The sequence below is a fragment of the Pseudomonas moraviensis subsp. stanleyae genome (assembly GCF_036283065.1).
In the GTDB taxonomy this organism is placed as follows: domain Bacteria; phylum Pseudomonadota; class Gammaproteobacteria; order Pseudomonadales; family Pseudomonadaceae; genus Aquipseudomonas; species Aquipseudomonas stanleyae.
Genome location: NZ_JAADJI010000003.1, coordinates 36,558 through 52,832, shown reverse-complemented (window position 1 = coordinate 52,832; position 16,275 = coordinate 36,558). Strand labels below are relative to the sequence as shown.

Genomic DNA, 16,275 nt, shown 5'->3' with positions numbered 1-16,275 from the left:
GGGTTCAGGCCGCCGTTGCGTTGACAGGTGGACGGGAAGTCTTGCGCAGCGCCTTCAGGCGCGAACCGCTGTAGCGCGTTTCGCGGTAAAAGCGCCAGCGGCCAAACAGCGTGTAGATATTCGTGATCCGCTGTTGTTCGGCATAGCCCATGCGCAGGTGCAGCTTGAGCGCCGGGATATTTGTCGACTCACAGACATCGACCACTCTCCTGCAGCCTTTCACGGCCATGGCTTTCCACAGGCGCACTTGCACATCGACTGACAATTCGGTGCCCCAGTAGGCGCGGGCCAATTCGCCACCGAATTCGAAGAACTCGCCGGGTTTCACCGGGAACCGGCAACCGTAGTAATGCCGATCGAAATAATCGCGCGGCGTGCCCCAGATAAACGCCACGGCATCGCCGTGCTCGTCGACATGCATATGCCCGGTGTGACCTTCATCGGCCAGCTCGGCCATGACGCCGACACGGTCGCCAAAGTAACGGGTAAAGGCGCTGGCATTGTCTGCGGTGATCTTCATCAGGCGCAGTGGCGGGTACGGTTTGAGGTTGTGCGGCGGCACGGGGCTGACCAGATCCCGTTCCATCCACAGCAGTTGCCGATGGGAAAAAATGTACATTCTGCGGATCTTCGCCAAGGTCGCTCGCAGGCCTTTGCGGCGGATATGTCCGCTGAGTTTTTTCAAGATATCCATGGTCTCTTCTCCTGATGAAGGTGCCGCGCGCAGCATCACGCTCGCAGGGCAGAAGGGCGGTTCATGAAGCGTTCCAGTTCAGGGCAAACAGGGTTTGCCCGGGTAATTCGAAACGCACGCGCCCGTTTTCGCAGGCGAACGGTGCGTCGCGGGCGCGATTGTCAGCGCCGAAGAAATGCAGGGCGCCGTGGCCGAGCGGGCACTTGGCGCCGCTCAGATCAACGCGTTGCAGGCGTGTGCCTTTGTTCACCCCGAGCACAGTGCGCTGCTCGTCACCGGCCATCGCCAGCACATCCACTTCGAAAGCGTCGTTATCCAGTTGCAGCACGTGCGGCAGCCAATGCCGGGCGATGAATTGCTGGGCCAGGCCCACCGGTTTCAGCTCGAAGCGATCGCCGCCCAGCACGCGCACCATGCCCTTGGCGTAGGGCGGCTCGTCGGCTGCCTGAAACCAATTGAGCATGCTCAGCAAGCCGTCCTGAGAAGCATTGATGATCACCGAGGCCCACCACAGCGCGGCGTAGTGGGTTTCCTGGTCGTACGGGCTCAGGCTCGAGCCGCTGGACAGGTTGGTCTGATCGAGTAGCAAGGCCTTGCGCGGCTGACCCTCGGCGTCGAGGCCGACCAGTTCCGCCGCGCGGCGCACGCTGTCGCGGTAGACGCGGGTGGCGAGCAGGTCGCGGATCATCCATTCGTGCCAGGCCAACGCATCGATCTGATCGGGCGCTTCACTGAGCAGACGCCGGGCCCAATCGATCCCGCGTTTGTCTGCGGCGTTATTGGCGAACGGGCCGTTGACCAGGCGCGAAGTGGCGGGCATGGCGATGCGCACGCCGGCTTTGGCATTGGCCGGATCGCTGCGCACCTGGCGGGCCATGCTGACAAAAATTGCCCGAAAATCGTCGTAGCTCGAATAGTTGAGGTTCGGCTCGTCGGCGAAGCCGATGTAGTGCGTGCCTTGCCCACCCAGCGCGCGAGTGCTGGCGAGCCAGGCATCGAGGCCGTTGCTGCTTTGCGCGTCGGCGCGCAGATTGGCCTGACGCCCGGTGCCGGCGAGCAGGGTGATGTCCTGGCGGATGCCGAAGCGCGTCTGATAGAGCTGACGAACCGGGTCTTCGAAGCGGGCATTTTTCGAGCTGACGTCAACGTAGCTGTAATAACTCGCCGCACCCGGTTTCAACGCATCCAGTGCGGCATGACTGCTCGCGGGCGGCATCAGATTGGGCAGCGCAATGCCCAGATCCGGACTGCGCCCGAGCACCTTGTCGTGCAGGGCCAGGCGTACCTCACCCGACTCTTCACGCACTGGCTGCAGCTGCTGCGGATTTTGCGCAAACAGGTTGGCCGTGCCGTCGAGCCAGAACGCCGCTTTGCCGCTGCCCTGCAGGCGCAAGCGCCAGATCCGGGCCCGGTCACTGACCGGCAAGGCCACTTGATCGAATTGCCAATAAGCGCGGTAGGGCTTGAGGGCCAGCGACAGCTGTTGTCCATCGTCCACACGCTGTGCTTGCAGCGCGTTGACGCCGCCATGGTATTTGCCGTTCAGCACCGCATGCTCTCCCGGTGCGACTTGGAAAAACAGCTCAGTACCATTGCGGGTTTCGACGCTGAAATGCACCTTGGCCGGACTGAACAGCGCCACGGTCCTGGCGTCATGCTGGACGCGGTAACTGCGGAAGCTGTAGCCGGGAATTTCCAGGCGATAACCGGCAGTTCCCGGCACCAGCGGCCAGCTTTGCGAACCGCGGACTTCACTGGCCTTGATGAACCGGTCACCTTGCAAGCGGCCATGGCCGTCGAGCAGATAGATATGCTCTTCATTGGCCTCGGCCTGCCACGCCGGCACCCAGCGCACGGTGACGGTATCCGGGCGATCGGCTTGCAGATACAGGCTGCCGTCGCGAATGTCGCCCCACTGCATGGGCGCAGCGAAGGCATTCAGCGCCATGCCGAGTCCGCACAGCAGGGCCAGGCGCTTCATGCGGCTTTCCTGCGGTGCAGCATCAGCCACATCGGGCTGATATCACCCGGCAGAATGAACAGCGTGTGCCAGAACGGTACGCCGCTCAGTCTGCAATACAGCACCAGCATCGCCAGGGTCACTGCCAGATAGGCAATCGAGGACGCCGCTGCTGCGCCGACGATGCCGTAGCTCGGGATCAGCAGCAGGTTCAGGCCCAGATTGAGCAACGCCCCCACTCCCATCATCAGCGAGACTGTGGCGGGGCGATTCTTGCCGATCAGGTCCAGGCGCAGAATGCTTGCGTAGCACAGGCCCAACAGCCCCGGCAGCAAAGCCAGCAGCGCCGGGTAGGCCGGTTGGTAGGCGACGCCGAACAGGGTGACGATCAGCCATTCGCCGATCAGCGCCATGCTGACGCAGGCGCCGAGCATCACCGTGGCGGTCAGGCGCAGCGCCAGCGGCGTGACCTTGTCCATGCCCTTGTCCTGTTGCAGCAGACGTTTCATCAGCGGTGTGGTGACCGCTTCCGGCACGATCAGCAACAGTTCGGCGGCGGCGCTGGCCATCGCGTAATGGCCGAGCGCGCTGCTGCCGAGCAGGGCGCCGATGAACAAATAATCGGAGCGCAGAATGACCTGTTGGAACAGCAGGTCCGGATGGCTGCGCGCACTGAATTTCAGCAGCTCGTTCTGGCTCGCACGATCCCATTGCAGGTGCAGCGGCTGCGCGCGTTTGAGCCACATCCAGCCCACCAGCACCACCAGGCTGATACCGGCCAGCCAACTGATCAGTGCCGCTTCGAGTGCCGCCTCTTTCCACATCCAGAACAGCGCAACAAACAGCAGCAGTGGCGCCAGCGATTCGACCAGACGCAAGACATTGAAGGCGACCACGCCGCCCGACGCGTTGTGCAAGGTCAGCAGGCCGCTTTTGAGCACCGTCAGCGGTACCGCCAGCAGCAACAGCCAGGCCAGCAGACCGAGCTGCATCGTGACATCGAGTTCGCTGCCGAATTCTCGCGCCAGCGCCACCACCAGCAAGGTCAGCAGCCCGGCCAGCAGACAGCCGAACACCAGCACCTGGGCGAGCAACACCCCCATCGGGCGCTGGTTGGCCGCCTGATAACCGACCGCTGAATTCAAGCCGCCGCTGGTGGCCGCGCTGATCAGATCCGGCAGGGTGCTGAGCAGGGCGAACAGGCCGCGTTCGCTCGGCCCGAGAATCCGCGCCAGCAACACATTGCGCAGCAGGCGCAGGGCGATCATCGCCAGTTTGGTGCCCATGCTCAGGGCCAGATGCCGGATGTAGCTGCCGCGACTCATGGCCGTGCCCCGCGAAAGATGCGTAACGACAGCAGCTCCGGATTGCGTGCGGTGCGTTGGCTGACGCCGAAGCGCGGCAGGTTCAGCGGGTCGCCGGCGCCGCGATAGAGTCCGGTGGCCGTGCCCAGCGCAAACGGATAATCGTGATTGGCGACCTGCTCACGCACGCGCTCATCGTTGTCACCGTTGGGGTAGCAATACACCGGCAGTGGCCGATTGCAGCCGTTGTGCAGGGCGTCGCGGCTGCGGCTGATTTCTTCGTGCAGGCGTACATCGTCCAGGCCGGTGAGGATCGCATGACTGGCGCCGTGGGGGCCGAAGCGCACCAGACCGGACGCTTCCATGGCGCGCACCTGATGCCAGTCCAGCGCTTGCGGCAGAGAATCCGGTGGACACTCATTGGTCAGACGTTCGAGTTCCTGCGGATCGAGGCTCTTCAGCCCTTGCAGGTAATGCAGCAGCGCCAGGCTGCGCCGGTCGACATCGATATCGTCGAGCAACACCGGCAGCGGATGACCGGTGATGCGCAGGTGCTCGATCAGGTGCATGCGCGCCTTTTCGCCATGGCTGCCCCACAGCGTTTCACCGACGCTTTCCCACCAGAAGCGTTGCCGGCTGCCAATGAAATCGGTGGAAAGAAAAATGCTCGCCGGCACCTGATATTTCTGCAGCAGCGGATAAGCATTGACCGCGTTGTCACGCCAGCCGTCATCGAAGGTCAGCGCCACGCGCGGGCGCTCGGTGCGCAGGGCGTTGGGCTGCAACAACTCCATCAGCGGCACGCAATCGAAATGCTTGCGCAGCCACATCAGCAAGCGTTCGAACGCCTGCGGGCCGACGCACAGTTCATTGCGGTGCGGCAGGTTGGCGGCACGGTCGTTGGCCAACACCCGGTGGAGCATCAGGATGACCCCGGCTCCGTGCAACTGGTTGCGCCCCACGGACGAGTTGAGATAGAGCCAGCCGCTGGTGCGTTTTATCAACTGTTTGATCGCCATGGCATGCGTCCTCTCAACGATTCTGATCAGGATTCCACTGTGCGTAACGTTGCCCGCGCAGGAACTGCCACAGGCCAGCGCTCATGCCTGCCAGGGTCACCAGCAGGAATGCCGCGAGACGGAACGGTTTCGGTAAACGGTGCTGCGAATCCAGCAGGCCGGCGATGGCAATCGCGTAACCGAGCAATTGCGCGACCAGGCTCAGGCGGTAGAAACCGTGCTCGTTCCACAACCAGAAATTGCTCAGCAGCAGCGGCAGCAACAGCACCGGCGCCAGTCGACGGATCAGTTTGTGGCTGATCAACGCGATCGAATACAGGCCGTGCTTGAACGGATTGAGCAGTTCACGGCGTTGCGCCAGGCTCTGCAGGCCCCCGACGGTGACCCGCTGGCGGCGGCGCCATTGCTTGTCCGCTTCGTCGACACCCTGGTCGATCACCTGAGCCTCGGGCACGTAGACGATGCGTTTGTGCGCCACCGGTGCGCAGGTACTGATGAAGAAATCGTCGTTGACCTCGGCCGGCACGTTCTGGAACAGTTCGCGGCGCAAGGCGAGCAGGGCGCCGTCGGCGGAGACCATGCAGCCGGTGCGATTCTCGACCCGGCGCAACCAGCCTTCGTAATGCCGATACAGGCTGTCGCCGATGCTCAGGCCACCACCGGTAACCGGGATCACCATGTGCCCGGCGCAAGCGCCGACCTGCGGATCGCTCAGCGGCGCGAGCAAGTGGCCGAGGGTGTCGCGCGACCATTGGTTGTCGGCGTCGGTGAACACCAGAATGTCGCCGGTACTCAGGGCGGCGCCGGCGTTCAGCGTGGCGGCTTTGCCCTGACGCGGCAGGTCGAGCACGGTAATGCGCGGATCAAGCACTTTGTGCGCGCAGGCCACGGTGTCATCGGTCGAACCGTCGCTGGCGAGAATGATCTGCAGCGCGGCCGGCTGATAATCCTGGGCCAGCAGGGTGCGCAACTTGTGCTCGATGTGCCGCGCCTCGTTGTGTGCGGCAATCACGATGCTGACATTCAGCGGCGGCGCCGGGGTATGTCGCCAGGCCGGAAACAGCGGCGCGAGCAAAGTCAGCAGCAGCGGATAGCCGACGTAGGCGTACGCCGGCAGCAGCAGGCACAGGCAAAAAATGAGTTCAGCCACGGGCAGGCCTCCTTGCATTCCAATGACACACACCGAGAATCAATGCCGCGCTCGCCAGGTGCAGACGCACCCAGTGCAGGCCCCAGAGTTGCAAGGTCAGGCTGAGGTCATGCTGGCGAATGCTTTGCCGCAGGCTGAGCAGCAGACCGGGCAGCAGGCCCGCCACCAGCAGCAGCAACGCCTGCTGCGCGTGGCCGCCCAGCAATGCGACGATCGCCAGAACATCGAGCAACCACACCAGCAATGACAGCAGCGGAAACCGCAGCAGACGCAGGCTCATGCCATGGGCGCGGAGCAATTGCAGATGACTGCCCTGACGCCACAGTTCCTTGCCGATCCATTCGCGCCAGCTCATTTCGTAGCCCCAGTGCAGGGCGACGCTGGTATTGACCGACAGCAAGCGAGCACCGTGTCTGTGCAGACGCAGGGTGTATTCCTTGTCCTCGCCGGTGCGCAGGGTTTCGTTGAAACCGCCGACCTTGTCGAACCACTGTTTGCGCATCAGCAGGTTGGCACTGGGCAGCCATTGCACGGTGCGCGTGGCGCGGCTCGAGGGGCGCAAAGACCGGCGCTGCCAGGCGGCGGCGAACCAGGGCGCGGCGGCAGGGGTGTGCAGGTCGAGGCCGAAGACGTCGCCCTGGTCGCACGCAGCCAGAGCAAACATCTGCTTCAGCCAGTCTTCCGGCATCTCGATATCGGCATCGATGAACGCCAGCCACTCACCGCGGGCAGCCGTTGCGCCACGATTGCGCAAGGCGCCGATCAGCAGCCCGGGCGCCAGCAGAACTTGCGCGCCGAATGCGCGGGCAATCTGTGGCCCTTCGTCGGTGGAGCCGTTGTCGACCACAATCAGTTCACAGTCGATGTCCGCAGCGTGCGCGGCTTTGCTCGCCGCCAGCAGGGTGCGGGCGATGTGCCGCGCTTCGTTGTACATCGGAATGACGATGCTGATCCGGCTCATGCCTTGGCCTCCGTCAGCGCTGCCTGCTCGGCTTTCAGACGCAGCACCCAGGTCAGCGCCAGCATGATCCACAGGTATTTCAGGTTCGGCGCGCTGAGGAACATCAGGAACAACGTCAATGACAGAAAGCTCATGCCCAGATGGGTAACCATGCCTGCGTGCTGCCACTCGCGCCGTTGCAGCCACGTGCGTCGTGCGCGGATCAGGTTGTAGAAACCCTGCAGCAGCATGCCGACAAACAGCAGGCCGGCGGGAATCCCCAGTTCGCTGAAGATCTCCAGATAAGTGTTATGCGCCCGGCGATAGAGGTCGCCGATCTTGCGGTTGGCCGAGAACGCCTTGGCGTAACCGGTGGTCGCGTAATGCAGCGGGAAAGTGCCGGGGCCGGAGCCGAGCAGCGGATGCTCGCGGATGATCTGGCTGCCGACGACAATGTACGAGGCGCGACGGCCGAGGGATTCGTCCTGGGCCTTGGCCCCGGCGCTGAGGATGCTCAGCGACTGGATGCGTGCCAGATAACCGGCCGGCATCGCATAGATCGCCAAGGGCAGGATGATCGCAGCGCCGAGCATGGCGAAGCCGAAATGCCGTGGACGAATGCGCGTCAGCTGCTGGCGGTAGTGCCAGATCCCGATTGCCAGACTCAAGGCCAGCACCACCAGCCCCGAGCGCGACTCGGTTTTGGTCATGCCGCCGAGCAGCAACAGGCAGCAGCCAGCCCAGAACAAACGGTGCAGCAGGTTCGGGCTGCGAATCACCAGCAGCAGGCCCAGCGGCACGGCGAAGGCGATCAGCAGGGCAAAGGCGTTGGGGTCTTCGAGCAGGCCGGCGGCGCGGCCCTTGTCCTGGAATCTGCTGGAAAACATCGCCATGGCGCAGGTCGCACTGACGCTGAGCGTGACCAGTCGGGCGAACAGATCCAGATTCAACTCACGGCCGATCAACAGGGTGATCACGAACAGCACCAGGCCCACGCTCAGTTCACGCAGATGAGTTTGCGACATGCCCAGATTGTCGCTGGCGAACAGGCTCAGCAGGTACAGCGCCATGAAACCGATCAGGTAGCGCCACAGGTTGCTGCGCAGGCGCTGCGATGGAATCTGATGCAATGCCAGTTGCAGCATCACGATCACCGCCAGCGAGGCGCCGAGCAACTTGCTCCCCGACACTGAACTGTCCTTGAAGAAACCTTCGAACGGCACCAGCGCGGCAATGCCGAGCAGGCCCCAGGTCGGCTTGCGGTAAAGGACGGTGAAACCGACCAGGCCAATCACCGCCCCCGGCGCCAGATACGGCCAGGGACTGGCCAGCAGACCCAGGCTCACCAAAGCGAACAGACTGACGATCGAGAGCGGGAAAATCATGTGCGTGCCTCCCGTGCCGTGTGGATGTACAACTGCGACCAGCGTTCGGCCAAAGCCTTGAGGTCGTAGTGTTCCTGTTGTGTGCGTCTGGCGTTGTCGCGCAGCTGCGCGGCCAGCTTCGGTTCGGCCAGCAATGTGTCGAGCTGACGGGCGAGGGCAGCGGTATCCGTCGGCGCCGCGAGCAGGCCGTTGTGACGGTCCTGCAGGACATCGGGAATGCCGCCGACCGCGAACGCCACCACCGGCACCCCGGCCTGCATCGCTTCGAGCAGAATCATCGGCGTGCCCTCGGTGCGCGAGCTGATCACCAGCGCATCGAGTTGCTGCCACCAGCCTTGCATCGCCGTCTGGTAGCCCGGCAGGCGAATCCGCTGCTGCAAGCCGGCAGCATCGATGCGCGCCAGCAAGGCCTCGCGTTCCGGGCCGTCACCGAGCATCACCGCATCCAGTTGGGGGTGCTGGTGACACAGGCCGATCAGCGCATCGAGAAACAGGTCCGGGCCTTTTTCACTGCTCAACCGACCGACGTACCCGACCAGCCAGCGTTGCCGGTCGGCCACCGGTTGCATCGCCGGCGCCGCTGGCAAACCGTTGGGAATCACCTGCAACTTCTCCGCGCGCACGCTGGCCTCAAGGTGCAGCGTGGCGATGCTTTGCGCCACGCAGACCACCCGTTTCACCGACGCCGTGCGGCACAGTTGCAGGCTCAGCCAGGTGTAGAACTTCTGCTTGCGACTGCGAGGGGTGAAGCCGTGCTGAGTGATCACCAGCGGCAGGCGCAACAGCGTGGCGCCAACCCAGCCGAACAACAGCCCTTTGAAGTTGTGGGTGTTGAGCAACGGCTTGTCGCCGCGGCGCTGACGCAAGTGCCGCAGCAATTCGCCGAGCCCGGCACAAGCGCGGGCGTCCACCCCGGCCTCACGAAAGCGCGCGATCAATTCTGGCGGCGCGTCGAGAAACAGCACCTGGTGCTGCCCCGGCGTTGCCAGGCAATGATCCAGCAACATCCGCTCGGCCCCGTAGAAGCCGCCGCTGCTGAGCAAGTGAATGATCGGCAGGGCGACGATTGGGGTGGACACCGCGTTCAATTGCGCACCCAGTGAACCAGGCTCGGCATGGTCCAGTTCTTGTGCGGATTACCCGCCTGGGCTGTCTCTTCGTTGAGCACCAACAACACGGGCAGGCCCAGCTCATGGCTGATTTGCGCCGGATGCTTGAAGCGATGGTCGAAGAATTCACGCACATAGACGAACGCGATTGCCAGCAGCAGCCCGGTGAACAGCCCGAACGGAATGATCAGCATCGGCTTGGGAAAAGCCGCCTCGGTCGGTTCAAACGGTGGGCTCAATACCCGGGCGTTGGACAGGTCGTTATCCAGCGCGCGGGTCGTGCTGCTTTCGGCAAAGCGTTGCGCATAGGTGGAAAACGCTGCGTGCAACGCGCCGATCTCGGTGTCCATCTGGCGCAGCTTGCTTTGCGTCTGCTGCAATTGATGGATGCGATTCTTGAACTCGGCAATGCGCGCGGTTTTCTGTTCGATGACCTGGCTCACCACCGACAGGTCGGTCGTGCGTTCCTGGATGCGGTTGTTGACCACTTTGAGGAACTGCTGGCGGGTGCGGGCAATTTGCTCGCGGGCCAGCAACATCGGCTCGCTGCCGGGCTGGAATACCGCCAGGTCATTCATATAGCGGCTGACCTGAGTGGTCAGCGCCTCGCCCATCTGCCTGATCTCGCGGTCCTCGAACGCAATGTTGTCCACCGTCGTGGTGAAGGTGAACGGGAAGGTGTAGTCGTTGAGTTTGTTGGAGTTGGCTGCCGCCAGGCTGGTTTTCAGGTAGTCGAGCCAGCGCTGGCTTTGCAGCAAGCGATCGCGATACAGGTTGAGTGCCTGCTCTTCGGTGTTGATCGCGTTGAGGCGAAAGGTGATTTCCTCTTTCGGGTCGGAAGAACCGACGCTTTCCAGCAGGCTCAACCGCGCGCCTTCAAGACCATCGAGCCGCACCTGATACTGATGCTTCTTGGTCTCGTAGAACGAGTGCGGCAGCTCGATCGATTGCAACGCCTGACGATCGACCAGATAGTTCTGCAGCAACGCGGCAACGAATGTTGTGCCCTGGGCCGGATCGGGGAAGCTGTAGACGATCGAGATCACGTTGGAACCCGGCAGGGTTTCGATCTTCAGATTGTCGATTGCGTCCTGGGTCAAGCCGTCCAGTACCGTGTCGCGCACCGGATCGGTTTGCATGCCCAGCGCGTCACGTAGCGGATTGATCACGTATTCGCGCAGTGGCGTGCTGACGTAACGCTTCAACGGCTCGCCGGCCAGCTTGCTGAGCATCCCCGGCGGCGGGTTGTACTGACCGTTGTCGCGCAGTTCGCTGATGGTCTGACGGATCAGCGCCGGCGAACGGAGGATGTTGCTTTCGGTTTCCATGTCCGCCAGCGATGGCGGAATGAAGGTGGCGTTGTCCTGGGTCAGCGAGGTGGTCGCGTCGCCCTGAGACAGTTTTTTCGACTGCACGATGACCTGCGCGGTGATATCGAAGCTCTGTTTGAGCAGCAACGGCAGGAGCAGGGCGATCACTGCAAAGGTCAGGAAGATGCGCTTCACCGTTTGCTTGTTGGCGAAGAAAATCCTGAAGAACTCGTGCAGGTAATTTTCTTTTGGGTTCATGTCGGTCACCTGAGAGTCAGTTGTCACTGCCTTTGTTGTCGACGCGGTAGCCGAAGCTGAAACCGACGCCCTGGAACAGCACCACATCGGCCAGTTGGCGGGCGAGTTCGCCGGCGCTGGCCAGTTTGGTTTTTGGTACGTAGAGCATGTCGTCCGGCTGCAAATACGCGATTTGTGGCGCGTCACCAGACAAGGCCTTTTCGACGTCGTAGTTCATCGCCTGCACCTGATTGCCGTTGCGCCGCATGATCACCACCGAATCCAGCCGCGCCTTGACGTTGGTGCCCCGCGCCAGGGTCAGCGCCTCAAGCACCGACACTGGCCGGCGGATCGGGTACGACCCCGGTTGCGCGACTTCGCCGAGCACGTAGATTTCGTTGCCGGCGGTGGACTTGAGCAGCACGTCCACGGTCATCCGTCCCGGCAGTTGTGCGTACTTCTGGTTGAGGAAAGTCTCCAGCTGATTGACCGTCATGCCTTGCAGCGGCACGGCGCCGATTTCCGGAAAGCTTGCGTGGCCGTCGGTGCCGACGGTGATCTCGCGGCTCATGCCGGTGGCCGGGTGGTTAAGCGCACTTTTGAGGTTCTGCTCGTTGCTCAGCGGGCTGAGAATCTGTACCGAGAGCTGATTGCGGTTGGGCTGGAACAGTTGCTTGCGCTCATACGCACGCTGAATTTCCTGGCGCGCTTGTTCGCTGGTCAGTCCGGCGATTTTCACCGAGGTGTTGGCGCCCGGCAGTTCGATGGTGCCGTCGGGCAACACCAGTTGCGTGCCGTTGAGCTGGCTGGCGGCGGTGAAATTCAGGCCGATCTGATCACCTGATTGCACGCGGTAAGCGTCCGAACCGCTGGTGCTGATGTGGAAGATCACATCCAGCACGTCTTTCGGGCGCAGGGTCTGTTCGACCCGCGGCATGTCGGTGGCCTGGGCGTTGGCCGGTGTCGCGGTGAGAATATTCACCGGCATGTTGCGGGTGTCGGAATTGCTGGAGCAGCCTGCAAGCGGCAGCAACAGCAGGACAAGCATTCTGGCGTTCATGGCGTCATCCTTTGTGTTCGCTTACAGGTTTTTGTAAAGCCATTTGGGCATGTAGTACTTGCGCCGGTTGAACACGCTGCCGACCACGTTCGCTCCGGCCTGAGTCAGGCGTTGCACAGCGGCCTGGGCGACTTCCCAGCGGGTGTCTTCGGCGCGGACGACAAACACCACGCCGTCGACCTGAGTGCTGATGACCAGCGTGTCGGCGGCCGAATACACCGCGTCGCCATCGATCACCACGAAGCGGTACTGGCTGCCCAACTGGTCGAGCAACGGGCTCAGGCGTTCGGCGGTCAGGTGTTCCAGCGTGCGGATCGGCCGGCCGTTGGGCAGCACGTGGAAGGGCAGGCTCGACACCTGCACCACGCAGTCCTGCAGCAACGGCGGGTTGTCCGGGTTGAACAGCAGGTCGCGCAGGCCGCGCTCCTTGCCGAGGTTCATCTGCTGGGTGAGGTTGTTCGCCGACTGGCTGGCGTCGACCAGCAGCACCTGGCCGCTGCTCATCTGCGCCAGTTGACTGGCCAGTGCCAGCGCGCTGGTGGTGGTGCCTGCGCCGGGATTGGCGGCGGTCAGAAACAGGATCCGCAGATCGAGGTCCAGCACGGTCGAAGTCAGATTCGATTCGCTGGGGCTGGCGATGCTCAGGCTTTTATTGGTTGAACCGTCCATTAGCTTGCTCCGTGGCCGCTGAATACTTTGAAGGGGGTTTTCAACAGAATCTTCAGATCAAGCAGAAGGCTCTGCTCGGCGATGTAGCTGAGGTCCAACTCAACGCGCTGGTCGAAGTCGATGTTGCTGCGTCCGGAGATCTGCCACAGACCGGTCATGCCGGGGTAGATCGCCAGACGCGCGAGGTGATTGTCCTTGTAGCGGTAGGCGTTGAACGAGGTCGGGCGAGGGCCGACCAGGCGCATGTCGCCGGTCACTACGTTGATCAGGTTGGGCAGCTCGTCGAGGCTGGTGCGCCGCAGAAAACCGCCGATGCCGGTGACGCGCGGGTCCTGGTCGATCTTGAAATCAATGGCGTCGGCCCCGTGTTTGTTCAGGTGGCGCAGCGACTCTTTGAGTTCTTCGGCGTTGCTGACCATGGTGCGAAACTTGAACATGCCGAACTTGCGGCCGCGGTAGCCGGTGCGTTTCTGCACGAACAGCACCGGCCCCGGGCTGGTGAATTTGATCGTCAGCGCCAGAGCCAACAGCACGGGCGAGAGCAGCAGCAGGATAGTCAGCGCACCGAGGCAGGCGACCACCCGGTTGGTCCGCGACAGCTGCCATGGGCGGCCGCCATCGCGGCCGCTGAGCCAGCCGCGACCCTGACGGTGGATCGCCGCATCAAGGCGCATGCGATGTTCCGGGTCGACGCGTTTGTCAGGCCGCATCTGTGCAATCGACACACTTTTTTCATGTCCAGTCATGGCGTCCTCCGCATTCATTCAGCCGCAAGCGGCGCACGGGCAGTGGGGTAGTAGTCGCGGAACCAGGCAATGAAGCGGCCCAGTCCTTCATCCAGTTCTATCCGGGGCTGGAATCCGGTGGCCTCGGCCAGATCACTGGCCTCGGCGCAGGTGTTGAGCACGTCGCCCGGTTGCAGCGGCAGCAGCTCGACGATGGCTTTGCGATCGAGGTGTTTTTCCATCAGCGCGAGGTAGGTTTTCAGCGCGACCGGTTGCTGCCCACCGATGTTGAACAGGCGCCACGGCGCCATGCTGCTGGCCGGGTCGGGCTGCTCGCGATCCCACTGCGAATTGCCTTGTGGCGGCTGATCGATAAGGCGGGCGATGCTTTCGATGATGTCGTCGATGTAGGTGAAATCGCGCTGATGTTCGCCGTAATTGAACAGCTTCAGCGGCTCGCCTTCGCTGATCGCCCGGGCGAACTGGATCGGCGACATGTCCGGCCGGCCCCAAGGCCCGTACACGGTGAAAAAGCGCAGGCCGGTGCAGGGAATGCCGAACAGATGGCTGTAGCTGTGCGCCATCAACTCGTTGGCTTTCTTGGTTGCGGCGTACAGCGACAGCGGATGGTTGACGCCATCCTTGACCGAGTAAGGCGTGTGCTGGTTGGCGCCGTATACCGAGCTCGACGAGGCGTAGATCAAGTGCTCGACCGGGTGATGCCGGCAGCTCTCGAGAATGTTCAGGAAACCGTTGAGGTTGCTGTCCAGATACGCCCGTGGATTGTCCAGGGAATAACGCACCCCGGCCTGCGCGGCGAGATGAATCACCACTTGCGGCTGCTCGCGGGCAAACAATGCGTCGATGGCCGAAGCGTGGGCCAGATCCACCGTGGCCAGCGGAAAATCGCCAACCTGCTCGCGTACCCACCGCACGCGGTCGTGCTTGAGCTGCGGGTCGTAGTAGTGGTTGAAATTGTCCAGGCCAACCACTGCATGCCCGTCGCGCAGCAGGCGCAGGACGCAATGGGCACCAATGAAACCGGCGGCTCCGGTGACCAGAATCTTCATGGCCGTTGCCCTTCAGGGGCGATGTGGCGCAGACCGATACCGCTGTAATGCAGGCCGGCGGCAGCAACCTGTTCCGGGTTGTAGAGGTTGCGGCCGTCGATGATTACCTTCGAACGCAGCTTCTCGGCAAGCAGCTCGAAATCGACCACGCGGAAGTTTTTCCACTCGGTGCAGATCACCAGTGCGTCGGCGTCTTCGAGGGTGTCGTCGCGGGTCGCGCACAGATGCAGGTCGTTGCGATAGCCGTAAATGCGCCGGCATTCGGACATGGCTTCCGGGTCGTAGGCCTGCACGCTGGCGCCTTCGGCCCACAACGCGTCCATCAGATAACGGCTGGGGGCTTCACGCATGTCGTCGGTGTTCGGTTTGAACGCCAGGCCCCAGACCGCAATGGATTTGCCGGCCAGGCCCTGCGGAAACTGCGCGCGCAATTTGCTGAAGAGGATGTGCCGCTGGCTGTCGTTGACGTCGGTGACGCTGCGCAGCAGTTTCAACGGCATGCCGTTGTGTTCGGCGGTGTGCAGCAGGGCCCGCAGGTCCTTGGGAAAACACGAGCCACCGAAGCCGCAGCCCGGATAAATGAAGTGGTAGCCGATGCGCGGATCGGAGCCGATGCCTTTGCGCACCGCTTCGATGTCGGCGCCGAGCAGTTCGGTGAGGTTGGCCAATTCGTTCATGAAACTGATGCGAGTGGCGAGCATTGCGTTGGCCGCGTACTTGGTCAGCTCGGCGCTGCGGTTGTCCATGAACATGAGTTTTTCGTGGTTGCGGCAGAACGGCGCGTACAGCTCGCTCATCTGCTCGCGGGCAGCGTCGTCGCGGGTGCCGATGATGATCCGGTCCGGGCGCATGCAGTCGGCGAGGGCGCTGCCTTCCTTGAGAAATTCCGGGTTCGACACCACACGCACCTGCAGCTCGGTTTTGCCGCGTTGCAGCAATTCGCTGGTGGCCGTGGCCAGAACCTGATCGGCAGTCCCGACCGGCACGGTAGACTTGATGATCAGCGTACGGTCGGCCTCCATCAGGCCGGCAATCTGCCGGGCGACGTTGAGCACATGGCTGAGGTCGGCGGAGCCATCCTCGTCCGCCGGGGTGCCGACGGCGATGAAGATCAGCTCGGCGTGGGTCACCGCATCACTGGCCTGGGTGCTGAACAACAAGCGCCCGGCCTTGATGTTTTCTTCAAGTGTTGCGGACAGGCCTGGCTCACTGATGGGCGGTACCGCTTGTTGCAGTTGTTTGATCTTGTTCGGATCAATGTCAATGCATAAAACCCGATGGCCGACATCGGCAAGTGCAGCGGCTTGTATAAGTCCGACATAGCCAGTGCCAAATACGCTCACGTCCATCTGCGCACCTCAATAAAACCAGAAAAGTTAACTACGGAATGAGATTGTTAAAGGGGTATAGCGCAGGGTTTGAAAAGCGTGTCAGCAAAATGACATGTTGCACGGGTATAACACTTGAGGGCTTTTTGGCGATTGGCCATCAAGTCATTGCTGCGATTGAATTTGTTGTTTTTTTGCAGATTTGTTCAGATTTAAAGTAACCGACAAGCGGTCGAAAGTATTGGTTTTAAAGGGTTTTCGGAGTTTTGCGCGTCAGATTTGAGGCACCGTTTTTTTGACGCCTGATCCGGCTAT

The 16,275-nt window shown here is 62.3% G+C and carries 14 protein-coding genes; all 14 read right to left on the bottom strand.

The features are described 5' to 3' along the window. Positions 1-4: 4 nt before the first annotated feature. On the bottom strand, positions 5-694 hold the full coding sequence (locus GXB78_RS05310; RefSeq protein WP_329514619.1) for a GNAT family N-acetyltransferase: 690 nt from the start codon (positions 692-694) through the stop codon (positions 5-7). A 61-nt stretch (positions 695-755) separates the two neighbouring features. Continuing rightward, complete coding sequence (locus GXB78_RS05305; RefSeq protein WP_329514618.1) at positions 756-2,675, bottom strand: hypothetical protein; 1,920 nt, start codon at positions 2,673-2,675, stop codon at positions 756-758. Beyond that, the gene (locus tag GXB78_RS05300) at positions 2,672-3,979 is read right to left on the bottom strand and encodes an oligosaccharide flippase family protein (protein ID WP_329514617.1); all 1,308 of its coding nucleotides are present in this window, start codon (positions 3,977-3,979) and stop codon (positions 2,672-2,674) included. The genes GXB78_RS05305 and GXB78_RS05300 overlap by 4 nt, the downstream gene beginning before the upstream one ends. Beyond that, positions 3,976-4,977, bottom strand: a complete 1,002-nt coding sequence (locus GXB78_RS05295) for a polysaccharide deacetylase family protein (RefSeq protein WP_329514616.1) — start codon at positions 4,975-4,977, stop codon at positions 3,976-3,978. Before GXB78_RS05295 ends, GXB78_RS05300 begins: the two co-directional genes overlap by 4 nt. 13 nt (positions 4,978-4,990) lie before the next feature. Then, the gene (locus tag GXB78_RS05290; RefSeq protein ID WP_329514615.1) at positions 4,991-6,127 is read right to left on the bottom strand and encodes a glycosyltransferase; all 1,137 of its coding nucleotides are present in this window, start codon (positions 6,125-6,127) and stop codon (positions 4,991-4,993) included. Next, positions 6,120-7,088, bottom strand: coding sequence for a glycosyltransferase (locus GXB78_RS05285; RefSeq protein ID WP_329514614.1), 969 nt, complete (start codon positions 7,086-7,088; stop codon positions 6,120-6,122). The genes GXB78_RS05290 and GXB78_RS05285 overlap by 8 nt, the downstream gene beginning before the upstream one ends. Beyond that, positions 7,085-8,452 (bottom strand): O-antigen ligase family protein, encoded by a 1,368-nt coding sequence (locus GXB78_RS05280; RefSeq protein ID WP_329514613.1) that lies wholly within the window; start codon positions 8,450-8,452, stop codon positions 7,085-7,087. The genes GXB78_RS05285 and GXB78_RS05280 overlap by 4 nt, the downstream gene beginning before the upstream one ends. Then, on the bottom strand, positions 8,449-9,540 hold the full coding sequence (locus GXB78_RS05275; RefSeq protein WP_329514612.1) for a glycosyltransferase family 4 protein: 1,092 nt from the start codon (positions 9,538-9,540) through the stop codon (positions 8,449-8,451). Before GXB78_RS05275 ends, GXB78_RS05280 begins: the two co-directional genes overlap by 4 nt. Beyond that, positions 9,537-11,129, bottom strand: a complete 1,593-nt coding sequence (locus GXB78_RS05270) for a GumC family protein (protein ID WP_329514611.1) — start codon at positions 11,127-11,129, stop codon at positions 9,537-9,539. The genes GXB78_RS05275 and GXB78_RS05270 overlap by 4 nt, the downstream gene beginning before the upstream one ends. 16 nt (positions 11,130-11,145) lie before the next feature. After that, a complete protein-coding gene (locus GXB78_RS05265; protein ID WP_329514610.1) occupies positions 11,146-12,168 on the bottom strand; it encodes a polysaccharide biosynthesis/export family protein in 1,023 nt (340 codons plus the stop codon). A 21-nt stretch (positions 12,169-12,189) separates the two neighbouring features. Beyond that, positions 12,190-12,837: a CpsD/CapB family tyrosine-protein kinase gene (locus tag GXB78_RS05260; RefSeq protein WP_123418596.1), complete on the bottom strand. Its 648-nt coding sequence runs from the start codon at positions 12,835-12,837 to the stop codon at positions 12,190-12,192. Further along, positions 12,837-13,583 carry a sugar transferase gene (locus GXB78_RS05255; protein ID WP_329514609.1) on the bottom strand — a complete coding sequence of 249 codons (747 nt, stop codon included), beginning with the start codon at positions 13,581-13,583 and terminating at the stop codon, positions 12,837-12,839. The genes GXB78_RS05260 and GXB78_RS05255 overlap by 1 nt, the downstream gene beginning before the upstream one ends. Before the next feature lie 14 nt (positions 13,584-13,597). Further along, a complete protein-coding gene (locus tag GXB78_RS05250) occupies positions 13,598-14,632 on the bottom strand; it encodes an NAD-dependent epimerase (protein ID WP_329514608.1) in 1,035 nt (344 codons plus the stop codon). Beyond that, positions 14,629-15,981 carry a UDP-glucose dehydrogenase family protein gene (locus GXB78_RS05245; protein WP_329514607.1) on the bottom strand — a complete coding sequence of 451 codons (1,353 nt, stop codon included), beginning with the start codon at positions 15,979-15,981 and terminating at the stop codon, positions 14,629-14,631. Before GXB78_RS05245 ends, GXB78_RS05250 begins: the two co-directional genes overlap by 4 nt. Between the last annotated feature and the right edge of the window lie 294 nt (positions 15,982-16,275).

Excerpts from the sequence above, each read along its gene's own strand:
- GXB78_RS05280 (WP_329514613.1), bottom strand. The coding sequence starts at position 8,452 with ATGATTTTCCCGCTCTCGATCGTCAGTCTGTTCGCTTTGGTGAGCCTG.
- GXB78_RS05260 (WP_123418596.1), bottom strand. The coding sequence starts at position 12,837 with ATGGACGGTTCAACCAATAAAAGCCTGAGCATCGCCAGCCCCAGCGAA.
- GXB78_RS05310 (WP_329514619.1), bottom strand. The coding sequence starts at position 694 with ATGGATATCTTGAAAAAACTCAGCGGACATATCCGCCGCAAAGGCCTG.
- GXB78_RS05245 (WP_329514607.1), bottom strand. The coding sequence starts at position 15,981 with ATGGACGTGAGCGTATTTGGCACTGGCTATGTCGGACTTATACAAGCC.
- GXB78_RS05285 (WP_329514614.1), bottom strand. The coding sequence starts at position 7,088 with ATGAGCCGGATCAGCATCGTCATTCCGATGTACAACGAAGCGCGGCAC.
- GXB78_RS05255 (WP_329514609.1), bottom strand. The coding sequence starts at position 13,583 with ATGACTGGACATGAAAAAAGTGTGTCGATTGCACAGATGCGGCCTGAC.
- GXB78_RS05265 (WP_329514610.1), bottom strand. The coding sequence starts at position 12,168 with ATGAACGCCAGAATGCTTGTCCTGCTGTTGCTGCCGCTTGCAGGCTGC.
- GXB78_RS05270 (WP_329514611.1), bottom strand. The coding sequence starts at position 11,129 with ATGAACCCAAAAGAAAATTACCTGCACGAGTTCTTCAGGATTTTCTTC.
- GXB78_RS05295 (WP_329514616.1), bottom strand. The coding sequence starts at position 4,977 with ATGGCGATCAAACAGTTGATAAAACGCACCAGCGGCTGGCTCTATCTC.
- GXB78_RS05250 (WP_329514608.1), bottom strand. The coding sequence starts at position 14,632 with ATGAAGATTCTGGTCACCGGAGCCGCCGGTTTCATTGGTGCCCATTGC.
- GXB78_RS05300 (WP_329514617.1), bottom strand. The coding sequence starts at position 3,979 with ATGAGTCGCGGCAGCTACATCCGGCATCTGGCCCTGAGCATGGGCACC.
- GXB78_RS05305 (WP_329514618.1), bottom strand. The coding sequence starts at position 2,675 with ATGAAGCGCCTGGCCCTGCTGTGCGGACTCGGCATGGCGCTGAATGCC.